Genomic DNA, 15,612 nt, shown 5'->3' with positions numbered 1-15,612 from the left:
CCCTGACCTGGACTCTTTGCTGGCGCTACGCTAGCGCGGCGGGCGTTCGACCGAGGCCTGGAAGACGACTACAGACTGTCCGTTTCGCGACATTCCTTCCGCGATTCTGCAACTGGCTCGCCAGGCATCTGCGTTCGGGAATGGTGCGTTAGGGCAGATCCACCTCGATCAGATAGGGGCCGGCCTGGGTCAGGCCGTGTCTAATGGCGGCGATCAGCGTGGCGGTGCTGTCGACACGGGTTCCATCCACGCCGAAGCCACGTGCGATCTGAACCCAGTCCATCGCAGGATTGTCGAGGCTGAGCATGCCCATCGCGGTCGGTCCGCCATTGGCGCCGACATTCGCCAACTCGCCCTTCAGGATGGCGTAAGACCGGTTCGAGAAGATCAGCGTCAGCACGTTCAAACGCTCGCGCGCCTGGGTCCAAAGCGATTGGACCGTATAAAGGGCGCTGCCGTCGGCTTGAAGACCAAGAACTCTCCGGTCCGGACAGGCGACCGCCGCCCCTGTGGCCATGGGAATGCCGATGCCGATTGCCCCACCGGTGATGTGCAGCCAGGAATGCGGCGCGGCACCGTGGGTCGACGCGAAGAAGTTGCGTCCGGTAGTGATCGATTCGTCGCAGACGATGCAGCCTTCGGGGATCAGATTGCCGATAATGGCACCGATGGCTTCCGGCGTGATCGGTCCATCCTGGGGCAGAGGCGGCACGGCCGGTATTGGAACGGGCACGGATTTGGGGGCGCCGAGCGCGTCCGACAGCCGCGCCAGTGCGTCGCCGCAATCCTGATCCAGGCCGGCCAGTGTCACCGCCCGGCAGTCCTCGGGTAGAAGTCGACACGGCTTATCCGGATAGGCGAAGAAGGCGACGGGAGCGTCCGCCCCGATCAGGATGGCATTCCGGTACTTGGACAGGCGGTCAAGCGCGATGCCGATCGGATAGGGGACCCGCTCTATGGGCACGGTTCCCGCACCCCGGTCGATGCGGCCGTTCGACGTCGGCGCCAGGGTATCGGCGTCCGCCGCTTGCGCGATCGCCGCCGCGATCTGTCGGTTCTCCGGTGTCAGCGCGTCGCCGCCGATCAGCAGCAGCGTGGGGCCCGCTTGGCGCAAGGCGTCGGCGGCCGCGGCAATGGCGTCGTCGGAGACTTTCGGCGTCTCGCGCTTCTTCACGGCGGCAGGGATCGCGGCTTCAGTCTCGGTCCAGGCCGTGTCGGCGGGCAGGATCAGGGTCGCGACGCCGCCAGGTGCGGCCTGGGCGATTGCGATTGCCTCTTCGCAATCCGCGGCCAGCCTGTCGGCGGTCTCAGTGGTACGGACCCATTTGGAAACGGTTTTCGCCAGGCCCTCGATGTCGGAACAGAGCGGCGCACCGCTGTCGCGGTGATAGGTGGCGTGTTCGCCGACAATGTTGACGATCGGCGTAAAGGCGCGTTTGGCGTTATGCAGGTTGGCGGCACCATTCGCCAGTCCGGGCCCCAGATGCAGCAAGGTCGCGGCCGGTTTGCCGGTCATGCGCCCATATCCGTCCGCGGCCCCGGTGACACCGCCCTCAAACAGGCTCAGCACACAGCGCATGCCATCGATCCTGTCCAGCGCGGAAACGAAATGCATTTCCGAAGTACCGGGATTGGCGAAGCAGACTTCCACCCCATTTTGCAACAGGGTCCGCACAAGGCTTTCCGCACCGTTCAAGAGACTGGCTCCCCATTTATTTTTCTTCGCGGCAATCGAACCGCCGACGTTGCGGGCGATATCGCAACAGGTCGGCCTGCTTCGCAAGCGGTTTTGCCCGGTCAAATTTATTATGCATTTCAAACTCTGATCTTCTGGGGCAGCATTCTCGGTATGCAGATCACCAAGTTTTCCGACCTGGCACTACGTACCCTGATCCAACTGGCGGTATCGCCAGAGCGGCGCTACTCCGCGCGTGAAATTGCGGACTTGCACGGCGTCTCCTTCAATCACGTCGCCAAGGTGACACAATGGTTGACGTCGGAAGGGTATATTCGGGCCCAACGCGGTAGAAACGGCGGCATTTCACTGGCCCTGCCGGCGGACAGCATCAAGGTCGGACCCGTGCTGCGCCGATCCGAGGCGGGATCGGCGCTGGTCGAATGTATGCGGGATGATGGCGGTCACTGTTGCCTCAGTCCTGCCTGCGGGTTGGCCCCCTATCTGAACGAGGCGCAAGAGGCGTTTTTCACCGCGCTGGACAATGTATCCGTCCAAGATGTCGTTTCCCGGAACGTTGGGATGGCGCGGCTGGTTCGGTCGCTGGACCTTGCGGCAAACGGCTGACGGGCCCTTACTGGACAGGGACGATGACGGCGCGATCCGATGTCGGATGCGCCAGGACATGCACATCCATTTCGAACAGGTTCCGAATCTGATCCGCCTGCAAAGGCTCTCCGGGTCTGGTGGCAAATTCAGGATGTCCGTTCTTCATGCCGATGACGCAATCGGCATAGAGCGAGGCCAAGGTGATGTCATGCAGCACCATGACCACCGTGATGCCCAGGTCCGCGTTCAACTGACGGGCAAGTCTCAGAACTTCCACCTGATGCGGCGGGTCGAGATAGGTTGTCGGTTCGTCGAGCAGCAGGATCGACGTTTCCTGTGCCAGGGTCAGGGCGATCCATGCGCGTTGACGCTGTCCGCCGGACAATCGGTCGACGCGGCGGTCGGCGAGATCCTGCAGCCCGACCAGCGCGATGGCCCGGTCAACCGCTGCGTGATCGCCGCGGGATAGAAGCCCGAACCGCCCCTGATGCGGCGTACGCCCCCGCGTGACCAGGGAACGAACGCGAATTCCCTCCGGCGTCTGCGGCGATTGTGGCAGGAACCCGATCCGCCGTGCCCTGTCGCGGGGCGGAACTTGGGCGATGTCCCGTCCGTCGAGCAGGACCGTCCCGGAGGAAGGCCGCAGAATATGCGCGAAGGTCCGAAGCAAGGTGGACTTGCCGCAGCCATTCGGCCCGATGATGGCGGTCACACCGCCTTCCGGGATCGTCAGGTCGACATTTTGCAGAATGGCGCGTCCGGCGAGGGCGACGGACAGGTTGCGCGCTTCGAGGCCTTTCATTTTCGATCCACTTCGAGGCGCAGGAGGAGGAGCAACATGGCCGGCGCGCCAATCAGGGCGGTAAAGACACCGGCGGGGAGGCGGGTCCCCGCGATGGGCAAGGTCGCTAACAAATCGGCGCCGACCCCCAGAATTGCGCCGATTACTGCCGACAGGCCCAGCACGGTGCCTGGACGTGCGGCCGCGAGACGTGCCAGCGGCCCTGCCAGAAAGGCGATGAACGGGATCGGTCCGGCGACGGCAACGGAGACCGCGACGATCAGCGCGATGCAGACGGTTGCGCAGAACCGGATGCGGTCCGGGGCGAGACCCAGGGTGACGGCCAGATCGTCGCCAAGTTCCAACCGGTCGATCGCGAACGCCAAACCCGCGAGTACACCGCCCAAAACGAGGCAGGCCAGGGCCATCAGACCGGCGCTGCGCCAGTCCGCCGATGCAAAGGAACCTGTCAGAAATCGCGTTGCTTCGCTGGCCAATATGCCGGGGCTGAGGCTCAATAGAATGTCGGTGGCGGTGATCAGCATCAGATTGAGGGCGACGCCGACCAGGACGAGGGCCAAGGGCGATATACCGTCGCGCCAAGCCAATCCGAAGACCAGGCATGCCGCCAGGATACCGCCGACCAAGGCGCCCGGCATGGCGGCCGATATGTCGCCGAAAATCAGGATCGCTGCCGCTGCAGCGGCGGAGGCGCCGGCCGTGAAACCAATGATATCCGGCGAGGCGAGGGGGTTGCGAAGCATCACCTGCGAAACCGTACCTGCCATCGCAAGCGCCGCCCCGGTCATCATTGCCAAGATCACCCGGGGGCCACGGAAATGCGTAAGGATCGCCTGTTCTTGGTCATCGCCTTCAAAGATCGCTTGGAGGTCGATGCCGGGATCGCCGCCCAGAAGACGGACACCAGCTAGAACCGCCAGAAGACAGAGCGCGCCTGCCATTGCCATATTTGATCGCGTCATGCGGGGTTTCGTCCTTCGCGCCGGACGATCCAGATTAGGAAAACCCCGCCGATTAGGGTGACACCCAACCCGGCCTCTATCACAAGGCCGGGCGCAATGATGCGTCCCGCGATATCCGCTATCAGCAACAGGATCGCGCCAATTGCGCCGGAACCGAGCATCAGGGCCGGGGTTGTCTGCAGGCCCTGCGCGCGGGCCAGATGCGGCGCGACCAGGCCAACGAAAAGCAGAGGGCCCGAAACTAGGACGGCCGCCGTCGCCAGAATGCCGATGGCGGCCAGGGTCAGGAAGCGCGCCGCGACCAGGTTTGTGCCGAGAGCGCTGGCCAGATCGCTGCCCAGGGCAAGCGTGTCCAACCGCCGCGATGCCGGAATGGCGAAGGCGGTGCCGATCGCCGCCAGGGTGAAGCCAATCGCGACCGTGGAGCCGTCGGTGCGGTCCAGCACGCCGACCAGCCAGTCGCGGTAGACGTCCAGCGTGGCCCGGTCGCTCAGGATCATTCCACGCAGGATGGCGCTTAACAGCGCGGTCAGCGCGGTTCCGGCCAGGATCAAGGTCAGGGGCGACCGTGAGGAGGCGCCGATGGTCCAAACGATTCCCAATGCGGCGAATGCGCCTGCCAGGGCCGGGGCGATCAGGGCGGACTGGGCGAGGGGGCCGGCGATCCAGACGGTGGCCACGATTCCCAGGGCGGCGCCCGCATTGACGCCCAACAAGCCCGGATCTGTCAGCGGATTGCGTGTCAGGGTCTGGATCAGCGCGCCGGCCATACCCAGGGCCCCGCCGGCGATCACTGCGCCCAGTGTCCGGGGGAGACGCAATTCCCGCACGACAATCTCTTCGGCATTACCGGGGTCCGGTGCAGCGAACAATGCGGCCAGATCGGCCAGGTCGATACCGGATCTCGCCCCCAGCATCAGCGATGCCAGGCAAAGCAGGGCCAGCAAGGCTATGGGGAGGGCGGCGCGAATCATGAGCCCGGGCCGCCCTGGCGCGCATCAGGAACGACGGTGGCTGGGTCCCCGTCCAGCGCCGCTTCCAACATCGGGACCAAGCGGTCCAGCGAATAAGGGATACTGAGCGCGCTGGCGTAGTTGAGCGCGGCCGAGACCTCCGGTCCCAGGAAGATCTCCCGGCCCTCTCGAAACGCGCGCAACGTGTGGCGGAGGGGGTGACTGTCGAGGCTTCCGCGATCCGCAGTGAAATCCAGCCAGATCACGACATCCGCGTCCAAAGGTTCGGTCAGCTCGCGGTCCAGCTTGAAGTAGAAATTGTTCAACGCCAGGGCGTTGGCGGTGTCCGGTAATTGAAATCCCAGGCGGGAAATCAGCTTCATACGGGGGTCCATTTCGCTGAAGATCAATGGTCCATCCAACCGGGCGACTACCGCCGTCTTGCCTTGCCAGTCCGGATGAGCGCGACGCACCGCGTCGATTTGGGACTCGACGGCGTCGATCACGTCTTGGGCTCGCGCGTCCCGTCCCGTTGCCTTTCCGACGATGCGAAGCGTTTCATCCCACGGCGTCCCGAAATCGCCCCGGCCGTCTGGCGGCGGCAGCACCGCTGTCACATGCGACAGGGCGGCGTATTGGGCGCGGCTGATCCCGGAATAGCTCGCCTCCACCAAGTCGGGGGTCAGGCGTGCGACCGCCTCTGGGTCGATCTCTCCCCTTAGTGGCAGGCCGGTCGCGTCACCGGGTAAATGAGCAGCCGCCCAGGGCCATAGCCCCCGCTCATCGCCGCCATACCAGGTGCGATAGGCAATGGGCGTCATGCCGAGGGCCAGCAGCGTGTCGATCCCGGTATAGGAAAGTGTGACGATACGTTCCGCCGGTTTGGTCAGCACGGTCCGACCCCAGCGATGATCGACGGCGATGTCTTCCGCATGAAGGGACGGTCCGGCCGACAGAGCGGCGGCGACCAGACCGGCGGCCATGCCTATCCGTTTCAGTCGCCTCATAGGATCCCCATCCAGACGTTTGGCCCCGTCATGACAGCGGGCGCCTCCCATGCGTAGGGCCGCTTGCCTTCCGTCGTTGACACGCGGCGCGTCTTCGCTAAGGATGCGCCTTGTTACGCGAATAATTCTTAATTGCATCGAGTACGCAGGATGGGCTTTAGGCCACGAATGAAATCCGCCGTCAAGAGCATCCTTCCGGTGCGGGATGTCTGTTGTCTGCAGTTCGACCACATGGCTGTCGACTATTGGCGGGTCGAGGCAAAGGCCGGCGCGACCGGGCAGTATCTGTCCCCAGATCCCCGTTTCGTTGTTTTCTTCGACCGCGCCGAAATCGCGCTGAACCGGACCGGAGGAGGCGAGGATGCGCGGTGTGACGTCTGTTATGTTCCCGCCGGACTGGCGCTGAGCGGCCGGATCGACAAACCCGGCTATCTTGAACATATCGATATCCATGTCGACGAGGCGCATTTGCGCCGCGTTACGGGGGAGGCCGGGTCTTTGAACTCCGCCCTGTTCCTATCCGCGAGTGTCGAATTGGGACGCCTATGCGCCATGTTGGCCGATGAATGCCAGCATAAGGAACGCCCCGCCGGATATGGGGAATCCCTGACGACGACCATGATCCACGAAATTTTCCACCTGGGTGCGCGACAGAGCCGCGCTGGGGGCCGTCCCGACTGGTTGGAGCATGTCATGGAATATGTGGTCGAGAACCTGGACGAGCCGCTGAAGGTGGACGATCTGGCGGCCCTTGCCGACATGTCGCGGTCCGAGTTCAGTCGACGGTTCAAAGAACTGGCTGGGCAGACGCCGCATCAATGGGTGATGTCGACCCGCATCAAACAGGCGCAGCAATTGCTCAGTGAAGGCGGGTTGCTGTCCCATGTCGCCCACGACACCGGTTTCTCCGATCAGGCGCATTTCAGCCGGAACTTCCGGCAGGCGACGGGCTTGACCCCGGGGCAATGGACCCGCCGATACGTTTCGACAAATCGCGGCCCAATTCTTCAAGACAGTCTTTCCCACGCCCTCTAAATCCCTCGGCGCGATCCGGACACAGCCTCATGCCGTCCGACCAAAGCGCTGTAGTGAGGGGAAAATCAGTGAACAGAAATTCTTGGTCGAGGGGATTGCCCTCGCGCATCGTATTGTCCGCATTTCTGGCCGCGTCGGCGGGCGGTGCTGCCCTGGCGCAGGACAGTACGGAAACGGAAGATACCTACGTGCTGGAGCCGATTACCGTGCTCGGCAATCAGGAAGACGCGACGGGGCCGGTGACTGACAAGGGCAATCCGCCGACCGTCACCGGATCGAAAGTGCCGGTCTATGCGAATGAGGTTCCGCAATCTCTTTCGGTGCTGGGCAAGGAAGATCTGGAACGGTTCAACGCCGACCGGGTCAGCGAGACCCTGCGCTACACGGCCGGGATGATGACCGACGTTTTCGGCGACGATAACGATACGGATTGGATGCGCATTCGCGGGTTCCAGGCCGATCAGAACGGCATCTATCTGGATAATGCCCAGAACCTGGCCTTCGCTTTTGGCTCATTCTACACCGATCCCTATGCGCTGGAACGCATCGAGGTGCTGCGCGGCCCGTCTTCGGCCCTGTATGGCGGGTCCAACCCCGGCGGGATCGTGAACTATGTCTCCAAGCGTCCCGGGGCGCGCATTCGCGAGACCGTCCTTCAGGGCAAGGACGCGCCGTCCGGGTCGATTGCCTTCGATGTCGGCGATCCGCTGGACAATGGGGAGGCCTACCGTGTCGTCGGCCGGTTCGAAGGCGGCGACAAGTATGACGAATTCAATCACGGCGAACGTTATACCTTCGCGCCGTCCTACAAGGTCACGGCCAAGAACGGTACGGAATTGACTTTCCTCGCCAATCTGCACATCGCGGACGAGAAGCATAACGGCAGCACTTTCCTGCCCTATCACGGCACCGTGCGGCGTCAGAGCTTCGGCTACATCGACGACGATGAAAACTTTTCCGATCCCGATTGGGATTCGTATCGCCGTGAACAGTTTTCGGCGACGGCGATTGTCGAACATACCTTCGTCAATGATTTTACCTTCACGGCGATCGGTCGCGCAGGGGTGGCCAGTGTCGAAGAAAGCTACTGGTATCCAGGCGGATATACCGGCTTCGCGGCAGTCCCTGCCGACAATGCCGGTACGTTGAGCATCATCGGCTTTGAACACGATACCCTGACCCGTACCGCACAGACGGATGTTCGGTATTACGGCATCGTCGAAACCGGGCCTGTCGAACACGACCTGCTTTTCGGGGTCGATGCCCGATACTACTGGTTGGACGAAACGCAGGCCTTTGGCTTCGGCACCACGTCGGTCACCAACCCGATCAATCCGGGTGCGCCGGCCCTCGGTGCGCCGTTCCAGGACGCGACATCCACCCAGACCCAGGTCGGCTTGTACTTCCAGGACCAACTGCGCTTCGGCGACGGTTGGATCGTGACCGGCAATCTGCGCTTTGACCGGGTCCATACCGAACAGGACGGCGCGAACGGCTTTGCTCGGCGCGATGGGAAGTTTTCGTACCGCGCGGCCGTCGCTTATGACTTCAGCCAGGGGATCACGCCCTATGTGACCTATTCGACGTCGTTCAATCCGCAGATCACGTCCCCGGCCAATGGTGTCACCAAGCCGGAAACGGGCGAGCAGATCGAGACCGGTTTCAAATGGGCGCCGAATTCCGGCAACATGTATGTCAATGCCGCGATCTTCCAGATCAACCGGAATGACGTTGTGACCGGCGTCAATCCGAACTTCGAGCAGATCGGCGAAATCCGCTCTCGCGGTGCGGAACTGGAAGGCGGTTATGATTTCCGGAACGGCCTGACGGTCGCGACCGCCCTGACCTATCTGGACGTCGAAATTCTGGACGACAAGAATGCCAGCCTGATCGGCAAGACGCCGACATTGACCCCGGATCATGAACTGACCCTGCGGGCCGACTATGCCTTCGGGGGTGTCGCGGAAGGTCTGTCTCTCGGGGCGGGTGTTCGGCACCGTGGCGAAAGCTACGCCGATACGGCGAATACTCTGGACGTGCCGGATTCCACCATCTTCGACCTGTATGGATCCTATCAGGTGGTGGAGAACGCCGAACTCAATCTCTCGGCCACCAACATCGCGGACCGGCGTTACGTGACCGGCTGTCAGACGGAAACCGTGTGCTCCTACGGCTCCGGCCGCGAAGTTACACTGTCGTTGAGAGCGAACTGGTAAGCGCCATTCGGAGTAGGGGGCTGTGTCGGCCCCCTTATCGGAGTCGCATCTGTTTCCGTGCCTCCCCGGATTGGATAGACTGCCTGCGTCACAGACCGGTTCTTCCGGCAGTTATCCAATCCGTCAGAGGGTTATCCAGTGCTTTCCAGTGTCGACATTCTCGACCGGTTGATCGCCTTCAACACCGTCAGCCGCACGCCGAACATCGGACTGATCCGCTATGTCGCGGAGCTGCTGACAGGGGCTGGTATCGAGTGCCGCATTGTGGAGGGCCCGAACGGCGAGAATGCCAATCTTTATGCGAAAGTGGGTCCTGATGGCGGAGGCGGTGTCATGCTGTCCGGCCATACCGACGTCGTTCCCATCGCGGGTCAGAATTGGACGGTCGACCCATTTCGGATGACCGCGCGCGACGGCAAGTATTACGGCCGCGGTACGACGGACATGAAGGGCTTCGTCGCCTGCGCCGTGCGGGCGATGTTGCTCTCCGCCGACAGGCCGCTCACCAAGCCGCTGCACCTGGCCCTCTCCTATGATGAGGAGATCGGATGCGTCGGTGTCCGGCGTCTTCTCGATATTCTGGACAGGGCACCGGACCAACCGGGTTTCTGCATCGTCGGCGAACCGACCGAACTGACCGTTGCGACCGGGCACAAGGGCAAGATTGCCGCCCGCGCCGTCTGTACGGGTCGCGAAGTGCATTCGGCGCTTGCGCCGCAAGGGGTGAATGCGATCCATCTGGCGGCGGATTTCGTCGCGGCGCTGAGGGAGCTTCAAGCGGACCTGGCGGAATTCGGTGCGCGGGACCTGGAATACGACATTCCCTATTCAACGGTCCATGCCGGGGTCATTAGCGGTGGGACGGCGCTGAACATCGTGCCGAACCATTGCAGCGTCGATTTCGAAATCCGCCACCTGAAGGCCGACGATCCGGCGGCGCTGCTGGGACGCGTCGAGGCCGCCGCCGAAGCGATTTCGAAACCCTGCCCGGAAGGCTGCGGCGTTGTGATTGAGATCGTGAACCGGTATCCCGGTCTCGATACCTCCGCCGATGCGGAGATCGTATCCTTCGTCAAGTCGCTGACCGGTGCGAATGCCACGACCAAGGTGGCGTTCGGGACCGAAGGCGGATTGTTCGACGCGCGTCTTGGCATCCCCACCGTCGTTTGCGGGCCGGGCTCCATGGCCCAGGGACATAAGCCGGACGAGTTCATCGAAGCGTCGCAGATGGCAGCCTGCGACCGGTTCCTGGAAACGCTACTGGACCGGATGTCGGCCTGACGCCAGGGGCGGGACGCGGTCCCGGCAGAGCGCTTCGAATGCCTGCAGGATACGAGGCTTCATCTCCGTCCGCATGGTCAGCAAGCCGACCCGCAGCGGATCGATCGGATCGGAAATCGGCCGAAAGACCAGCGGCTTGCCATCCGGCGCATTCGGATTGGCGCTGGGCACGTTCAGCAGGCCGTAACCGAACCCATTCGCGACCATGGTCCGGACCATCGCCAAATGCGCGGACCGATCGGCGATACGCGGCTTCAAACCGACCCGATGAAACAGCGATTGGAAGTAGTCGCGGCTGATCGGCAGGTCCAGCAGCACGAGCGGATGCGCCGCCAAGGTCCGCAACGACACACTTTCCCGGTCGGCCAGGGGATGATCCGGGGCGAACAGCGCATAGGGACGCAGATCGGCCAGCGGTTCGAAGGCGATGTCCTTCGGAATCTCCAAATCGTAAGTAATGGCGGTATCGATCTCTGCGCCCCGGATCATTCGGAAAAGATCGGCCTGATGGGCCACCTCGTGCCGGAAGGCCGCGCTGGGATATCCTTCTTCGAAGGCCTTGCGCAATTCGGGCAGGAAATAGGGTGCGATCGTCACCAGGCATCCGACGGATATCGGCCCGCCAATTTGGTCGGATATCTCCCCGGCCATGGCATGGAGTGCCCCGGCCCCCTCCAAGAGCTCGCGGGCGGCCTTGTAAAGCCGCCGGCCGCCGGGCGTAAGTGACAGACCCTGCGCGTGCTGTCGAACGAATAGGGTGATGCCCAGCGCGTCTTCCAATTGGGAAATGGCGGTCGAGATCGACGGCGCCGATACGTTCAGCCGCCCGGCTGCGACGGCGATGCTGCCCGCGTCCCCGACGGCGACGAAGTATTCGATCTGCCTCAGCGTATACCGGATCGCCATGGGGTTTCCGCCGGTCAGTCCGACGCCGGGCTATTCATCGCCCGGCACGCCATAGCTGGGCGCTGCGCTGGGATCCAGGGCGCGCCGCACATAGTCCTTCATCTGGGGTTCATAGCGGCGCCACAGCGCGTCCAGTTCGGCGATCGGATCGCCTTCTGTCCAATCGACGCGCAGGTCGGCCACCGGCCAGGGGACGTTGTCGACAAGTTTCATTCCGGCCGAATGGACCGGACCTGCTTCACCTCCGGCATCCAGCGCCGCGCGCATCGCGCCGAGCATCCGGTCGCCCAGCGGCCCGCTGGATCCGGTGAAGGCCTCCGCCATGGCCACTGGCACATCCGGATTTGCCAGCAGATTGCCGCCGCAGGCGACATTCGTCGCTTTCGCTTCGCCCCAGACGCCAAGCACCTTGCCGCCGGAATGAATGGCGCTGCCGCCCGCGGCATCGACCGCTAGGATCTGGCGGAAGTCGATATGCGGGCCGATGCGCCGGAGGATGGCGACGGCCTCGTCGGCCGTGGCGCCGCGAGCCAGAAGATCCAGCCCCTGTGTCCCCAGCCTGGGATCGGTGACGTTCTGACTGGCGATCGCGCCTGTTCCGGCCTGGGCATAGGCGCAGCGTGCGGCGACGGCGGGTGAGGAAGAGGATACGGCGACGCCGAACATGCCCGTTTCGGCGCAGCGCGCGACAATGGAAAAGGTCATGCGCCGCGCTCCCGGTCGGATTGCTGGGCGAAGAAGGACGTCTTCGGATATTCCGGCACGGCCACGTCATAGGCCTCACCCCGGACTCGGCGCGGATCGGTGCCGCGTACGAATATCCCCATATGCTTCGTGGGGACCGGGTTGGGTGTGCAGGGCATGGCGTCACCGGCCGAATAGACACAGATGAACAGCGTGCGCGGCTGTGTCGACAGGTTCGGCTCCGACCCATGGGCCAGGCGCGTATGCATCAGGCAGACCGAACCCGCCTTACCCATGCACAGAACCGATTCCCGCTTCATCTCCTCCTCGATCTCCGGGGCGACGGCACCGGTGAAGACTCCGTCCTGCCAGATGCTGTGAATCGGTCCCTTGTGACTGCCGGGCGCGACCGCCAGCGGGCCGTTGTCTTCGGTCACATCGTCGATCATCAACAGGGCGGTGATGAGGTCGGAATTCGAATGCGGCGTGAAGGCGAAGTCCTGATGCCATTTCACCATGGTCGCGGCGCCCGGCTGCTTTGAATTGATCTTGGTGTGATGCAGCTTGATGTTCGGCCCGATCAGGTCGGCGACCATGTCCGTCATTCGGCTTTCCGCCATGGCGTCGTAATAGGCGTCGGATACTTCCGTCGGCGCCTGGACGCGGCGCAGAGCGGCGGGCTTGCCGTCGCCCGGCGGCTGCAGATCGAATCGCGGTCTGCCGTCGACCGTTTCGCCGTAGGGCGCATCGTGATGGGCGCTGTCTGCGACCCAGCGGTCGAAATCCGACCGCAGGCGGGCCAAAAGCGCCGCATCGACGGCGTCCTCAACGACCAGATAGCCATTGTCCTGGAAGAATTGTTTCTGAGCTTCCGTCAGAACCGTCATGTTCAATCCTCCTTGTCCGGAATGACGGCGGTCGCTTCGATTTCGACCAGCCATTCGGGGCGGGCGAGGGCAGGCACGACCAGTCCGGTCGAAACCGGATAGACGCCCTTCGTGTATTCGCCCATGGCCCGGTAGACCGCCTCGCGATAGCGGATGTCGGTCAGATAGACGACCAGGCGGCAGATATGCTCCATCTTCGCGCCGCTTTCTTCCAGCAGCATGCGAATATTCTGCATGGCCTTGTGTGCCTGGGCGCCAGCATCGCCGATACCGACCGATTCGGAAGTTTCCAGATCCTGGCCGATCTGACCGCGCACGAAGACCATGGTTCCTCGCGCCACCACGGATTGGCACAGATCGTTGTCCAGTTTCTGTTCCGGATAGGTGTCTTTCGTATTGAACTTACGAATTCTCTTATGCGCCATTTGTCTTGCTTCCCTGTTGAATGGCCGTATCAGCCGACCTTCGCTTTCGGTTCCGGTGCCGACAAATGCTCCCGGACGCTGGTGTGGTACGCTTCGTAACTGACCTGGGTCATGATGTGATCCGCAATGAACCGCGCGTCGTGCCAGACACCCCAGATGAAGGACGATCCGCGCCGGGACAGCCAGGGCAATCCCAGGAAATAGACGCCGGGCTCCGTCGAAACGCCGCGCTGATGGTTCGGCTTCCCAGCGGCGTCGAAGGCATCGACCTGCAGCCACCCGAAATCATAGGAAAAGCCTGTGGCCCAGATGATCGATGTGATCCCTTGGTCCTTCAGGTTCAGCGACTCAATGGGGTTCGTCACGCAATCCGGGTCGGGCAGGAATTGGCGCGCCTCCGGCTCTTCCGGCAAGTCCAACCCGTTCCGTTCGGCATAGGCGTCGGCCTCGTCCAGAACAGACAGGTAATTGGCGTCCCCCCGCGCGATATTGGCCGCCAGATCGTCCCGGAAGAACAGCGACCCGTCGCGGAACGCCTCCGTCCGGCCGACCAGCGTCATGCCGCGTGCCGCCAGCCGGCGGAAATCGACCGTGTCGCCGCCATTGGCGCCGCTGACCGAGATCGTGACATGTTCCGTGCCCGGCGCCGGGGTTTGAATGTCCCATTTGCCCATGACGCCCAGCCACCAGCAGTAATCCAGTCCGCGATACCGGCGCGGCGGCCGGTCATGCGGTCCAACGGACAGGAATGTCCGGCGCCCGGATCGCAGCAATTCATCGGCGATCTGTCCGCCGGACGATCCGGCCCCGACCACCAGGACCGCTCCTTCCGGCAACTCGTCGGGATTCCGATAGGCGCTGGAATGGATCTGATGAATTCCAGCCTCCGCCGGAACGATCGCAGGCGTGGTGGGCTTCTGGAACGGGCCGGTTGCCGCCACGACATGGGTCGCGTCGATCACACCCTCTGACGTTTCGACACGGAAACCCGCACGACCCTCATTGCGGCGAACGGACGTCACATTCACGCCGCAGCGGATCGGCGCGCCGATCTTGTCGGCATACTGGACGAAATATTGCGCCACCCGTTCCTTCGGCGCGAAGGCCTCGGGATCGACATCGTCGAAGGTCATGCCGGGGAACCGGTCATGCCAGGCCGGGCCGTTGGCGACCAGCGAATCCCATCGTTCCGTGCGCCAGCGTTCCGCGATGCGGTGCCGTTCCAGGACCAGATGCGAAATGCCGTTCCGTCCGAGATGTTCGCTCATGGCGACCCCGGCCTGGCCGGCCCCAACCACCAGCACATCCACTTTCTCGACAGTCACCGCGCTACCCTCGCTTCCTTGTCAATTGCGTTTTGAACGGGGATCAGCTTAGGGAGAGGCATTGATTAGGTAAAATATCAATTTTCTACATATGGGATAGTGTATTCCTAATCAACTTATGTCATGGGCAGTGGTTGCTATGCCGACAGGTGGTTTGAAGTGCCGGCCGGCAAGGTTTACGGTCCGCGCCGTTCTGGCGAAATGCAACGACGGTTTTTTGGCGATGATCACCGAAATCGAAGACTATTTCACCAAGGGCTGCGGGCGCTGCGACAAGTTTGGCACGCCAGAATGCGTCACGCGCGGATGGGCGGACGGGTTGACGGCCCTGCGCCGCATTTGCCGCGAAATGGGGCTGACCGAAACGGTGAAGTGGGGCCATCCCTGTTACATGCATGCGGGTCGCAACATCGTCCTGATCGGGGCGCTGCGGGGCAATTTTCGGATGTCGTTCTTTAAGGCTGCCCTGATGAAGGACCCCGAGGGCATTCTGGAGCGGCAAGGTCCGAACACACAGAATCCGGATGTCATCCGGTTTGACCGCAACGAACGGGTCGCGGAACTGGAACCGGTCCTGCGCGCCTATCTGGCGGAGGCCATGTCCTATGCCGAGGCCGGTATCGTCCCGGAACGGAGAACGGCTGAATTCGACCTGCCGGACGAACTGGCCGAGGCGCTGGATGCCGATCCTGAACTGGCGGAGGGGTTCCATGCACTGACGCCGGGACGGCAGCGCAGCTATGTAATCAACCTGAATGGGGCGAAGAAAACCGAAACCCGCATTGCCCGGATCGCCAAGTTTCGCCCGCATATTCTGGCGGGCAAAGGCGCGACGGAGCGGTAGG

The 15,612-nt window shown here is 62.9% G+C and carries 15 protein-coding genes; 5 read left to right on the top strand and 10 right to left on the bottom strand.

Annotation, left to right across the window (positions count from 1 at the left end):
* Window positions 1–148 precede the first annotated feature (148 nt).
* Window positions 149–1,651 carry an acetolactate synthase large subunit gene (locus ACO06O_RS11325; protein ID WP_421879722.1) on the bottom strand — a complete coding sequence of 501 codons (1,503 nt, stop codon included), beginning with the start codon at window positions 1,649–1,651 and terminating at the stop codon, window positions 149–151.
* Here ACO06O_RS11325 and ACO06O_RS11320 point away from each other — a divergent pair.
* The gene (locus ACO06O_RS11320; RefSeq protein WP_421879720.1) at window positions 1,610–2,302 is read left to right on the top strand and encodes an Rrf2 family transcriptional regulator; all 693 of its coding nucleotides are present in this window, start codon (window positions 1,610–1,612) and stop codon (window positions 2,300–2,302) included. The two genes, ACO06O_RS11325 and ACO06O_RS11320, sit on opposite strands and share 42 nt — an antisense overlap.
* 7 nt (window positions 2,303–2,309) lie before the next feature.
* Here ACO06O_RS11320 and ACO06O_RS11315 read toward each other — a convergent pair whose 3' ends face one another.
* The 4 genes from ACO06O_RS11315 to ACO06O_RS11300 are packed head-to-tail and all read right to left on the bottom strand — an operon-like array spanning window position 2,310 to window position 6,008.
* The gene (locus ACO06O_RS11315; RefSeq protein WP_421879717.1) at window positions 2,310–3,086 is read right to left on the bottom strand and encodes an ABC transporter ATP-binding protein; all 777 of its coding nucleotides are present in this window, start codon (window positions 3,084–3,086) and stop codon (window positions 2,310–2,312) included.
* Entirely contained in the window at window positions 3,083–4,048 is a 966-nt protein-coding gene (locus ACO06O_RS11310) for a FecCD family ABC transporter permease (protein ID WP_421879714.1), read from the bottom strand. Before ACO06O_RS11310 ends, ACO06O_RS11315 begins: the two co-directional genes overlap by 4 nt.
* Window positions 4,045–5,022, bottom strand: a complete 978-nt coding sequence (locus tag ACO06O_RS11305) for a FecCD family ABC transporter permease (protein WP_421879711.1) — start codon at window positions 5,020–5,022, stop codon at window positions 4,045–4,047. The genes ACO06O_RS11310 and ACO06O_RS11305 overlap by 4 nt, the downstream gene beginning before the upstream one ends.
* The gene (locus ACO06O_RS11300) at window positions 5,019–6,008 is read right to left on the bottom strand and encodes an ABC transporter substrate-binding protein (RefSeq protein WP_421879709.1); all 990 of its coding nucleotides are present in this window, start codon (window positions 6,006–6,008) and stop codon (window positions 5,019–5,021) included. Before ACO06O_RS11300 ends, ACO06O_RS11305 begins: the two co-directional genes overlap by 4 nt.
* Window positions 6,009–6,176: 168 nt before the next feature.
* On the opposite strand from ACO06O_RS11300, the gene ACO06O_RS11295 reads away from it, so the two are divergent.
* The 3 genes from ACO06O_RS11295 to argE all read left to right on the top strand — a co-directional run bounded on the left by ACO06O_RS11295 (window position 6,177) and on the right by argE (window position 10,540).
* Window positions 6,177–7,043, top strand: a complete 867-nt coding sequence (locus ACO06O_RS11295) for a helix-turn-helix domain-containing protein (protein ID WP_421879706.1) — start codon at window positions 6,177–6,179, stop codon at window positions 7,041–7,043.
* Window positions 7,044–7,156: 113 nt separating this feature from the next.
* The gene (locus ACO06O_RS11290) at window positions 7,157–9,259 is read left to right on the top strand and encodes a TonB-dependent siderophore receptor (RefSeq protein WP_421879703.1); all 2,103 of its coding nucleotides are present in this window, start codon (window positions 7,157–7,159) and stop codon (window positions 9,257–9,259) included.
* Between the two features lie 138 nt (window positions 9,260–9,397).
* Entirely contained in the window at window positions 9,398–10,540 is a 1,143-nt protein-coding gene (gene argE, locus ACO06O_RS11285; RefSeq protein WP_421879700.1) for an acetylornithine deacetylase, read from the top strand.
* On the opposite strand, the gene ACO06O_RS11280 is transcribed toward argE, so the two are convergent.
* Genes ACO06O_RS11280 through ACO06O_RS11260 form a run of 5 tightly spaced genes read right to left on the bottom strand, consistent with a single transcriptional unit; the run spans window position 10,517 to window position 14,767 of the window.
* Entirely contained in the window at window positions 10,517–11,446 is a 930-nt protein-coding gene (locus ACO06O_RS11280) for a LysR family transcriptional regulator (protein ID WP_421879698.1), read from the bottom strand. The genes argE and ACO06O_RS11280 overlap by 24 nt on opposite strands.
* Before the next feature lie 30 nt (window positions 11,447–11,476).
* Window positions 11,477–12,151, bottom strand: coding sequence for a DUF1028 domain-containing protein (locus ACO06O_RS11275; protein WP_421879696.1), 675 nt, complete (start codon window positions 12,149–12,151; stop codon window positions 11,477–11,479).
* On the bottom strand, window positions 12,148–13,017 hold the full coding sequence (locus ACO06O_RS11270) for a phytanoyl-CoA dioxygenase family protein (protein ID WP_421879694.1): 870 nt from the start codon (window positions 13,015–13,017) through the stop codon (window positions 12,148–12,150). Before ACO06O_RS11270 ends, ACO06O_RS11275 begins: the two co-directional genes overlap by 4 nt.
* Window positions 13,018–13,019: 2 nt before the next feature.
* Window positions 13,020–13,442 (bottom strand): RidA family protein, encoded by a 423-nt coding sequence (locus ACO06O_RS11265; RefSeq protein WP_421879691.1) that lies wholly within the window; start codon window positions 13,440–13,442, stop codon window positions 13,020–13,022.
* 29 nt (window positions 13,443–13,471) lie between these two features.
* Window positions 13,472–14,767 carry a flavin-containing monooxygenase gene (locus tag ACO06O_RS11260; protein ID WP_421879687.1) on the bottom strand — a complete coding sequence of 432 codons (1,296 nt, stop codon included), beginning with the start codon at window positions 14,765–14,767 and terminating at the stop codon, window positions 13,472–13,474.
* 223 nt (window positions 14,768–14,990) lie between these two features.
* On the opposite strand from ACO06O_RS11260, the gene ACO06O_RS11255 reads away from it, so the two are divergent.
* Window positions 14,991–15,611 (top strand): YdeI/OmpD-associated family protein, encoded by a 621-nt coding sequence (locus ACO06O_RS11255; protein WP_421879684.1) that lies wholly within the window; start codon window positions 14,991–14,993, stop codon window positions 15,609–15,611.
* The last annotated feature ends 1 nt before the right edge of the window (window position 15,612 follow it).

The organism is Pacificispira sp. (assembly GCF_965228185.1).
GTDB lineage: Bacteria > Pseudomonadota > Alphaproteobacteria > UBA8366 > Aestuariispiraceae > Pacificispira.
Note: the sequence above shows the minus strand (reverse complement) of the source record. Positions and strands in the feature narration are given on the sequence as shown.

Bases quoted from the DNA above. Each gene is read 5' to 3' on its own strand.
- ACO06O_RS11320 (WP_421879720.1), top strand. From the start codon at position 1,610: ATGCATTTCCGAAGTACCGGGATTGGCGAAGCAGACTTCCACCCCATT.
- ACO06O_RS11315 (WP_421879717.1), bottom strand. From the start codon at position 3,086: ATGAAAGGCCTCGAAGCGCGCAACCTGTCCGTCGCCCTCGCCGGACGC.
- ACO06O_RS11310 (WP_421879714.1), bottom strand. From the start codon at position 4,048: ATGACGCGATCAAATATGGCAATGGCAGGCGCGCTCTGTCTTCTGGCG.
- ACO06O_RS11305 (WP_421879711.1), bottom strand. From the start codon at position 5,022: ATGATTCGCGCCGCCCTCCCCATAGCCTTGCTGGCCCTGCTTTGCCTG.
- ACO06O_RS11300 (WP_421879709.1), bottom strand. From the start codon at position 6,008: ATGAGGCGACTGAAACGGATAGGCATGGCCGCCGGTCTGGTCGCCGCC.
- ACO06O_RS11295 (WP_421879706.1), top strand. From the start codon at position 6,177: ATGAAATCCGCCGTCAAGAGCATCCTTCCGGTGCGGGATGTCTGTTGT.
- ACO06O_RS11280 (WP_421879698.1), bottom strand. From the start codon at position 11,446: ATGGCGATCCGGTATACGCTGAGGCAGATCGAATACTTCGTCGCCGTC.
- ACO06O_RS11275 (WP_421879696.1), bottom strand. From the start codon at position 12,151: ATGACCTTTTCCATTGTCGCGCGCTGCGCCGAAACGGGCATGTTCGGC.
- ACO06O_RS11270 (WP_421879694.1), bottom strand. From the start codon at position 13,017: ATGACGGTTCTGACGGAAGCTCAGAAACAATTCTTCCAGGACAATGGC.
- ACO06O_RS11265 (WP_421879691.1), bottom strand. From the start codon at position 13,442: ATGGCGCATAAGAGAATTCGTAAGTTCAATACGAAAGACACCTATCCG.
- ACO06O_RS11255 (WP_421879684.1), top strand. From the start codon at position 14,991: ATGATCACCGAAATCGAAGACTATTTCACCAAGGGCTGCGGGCGCTGC.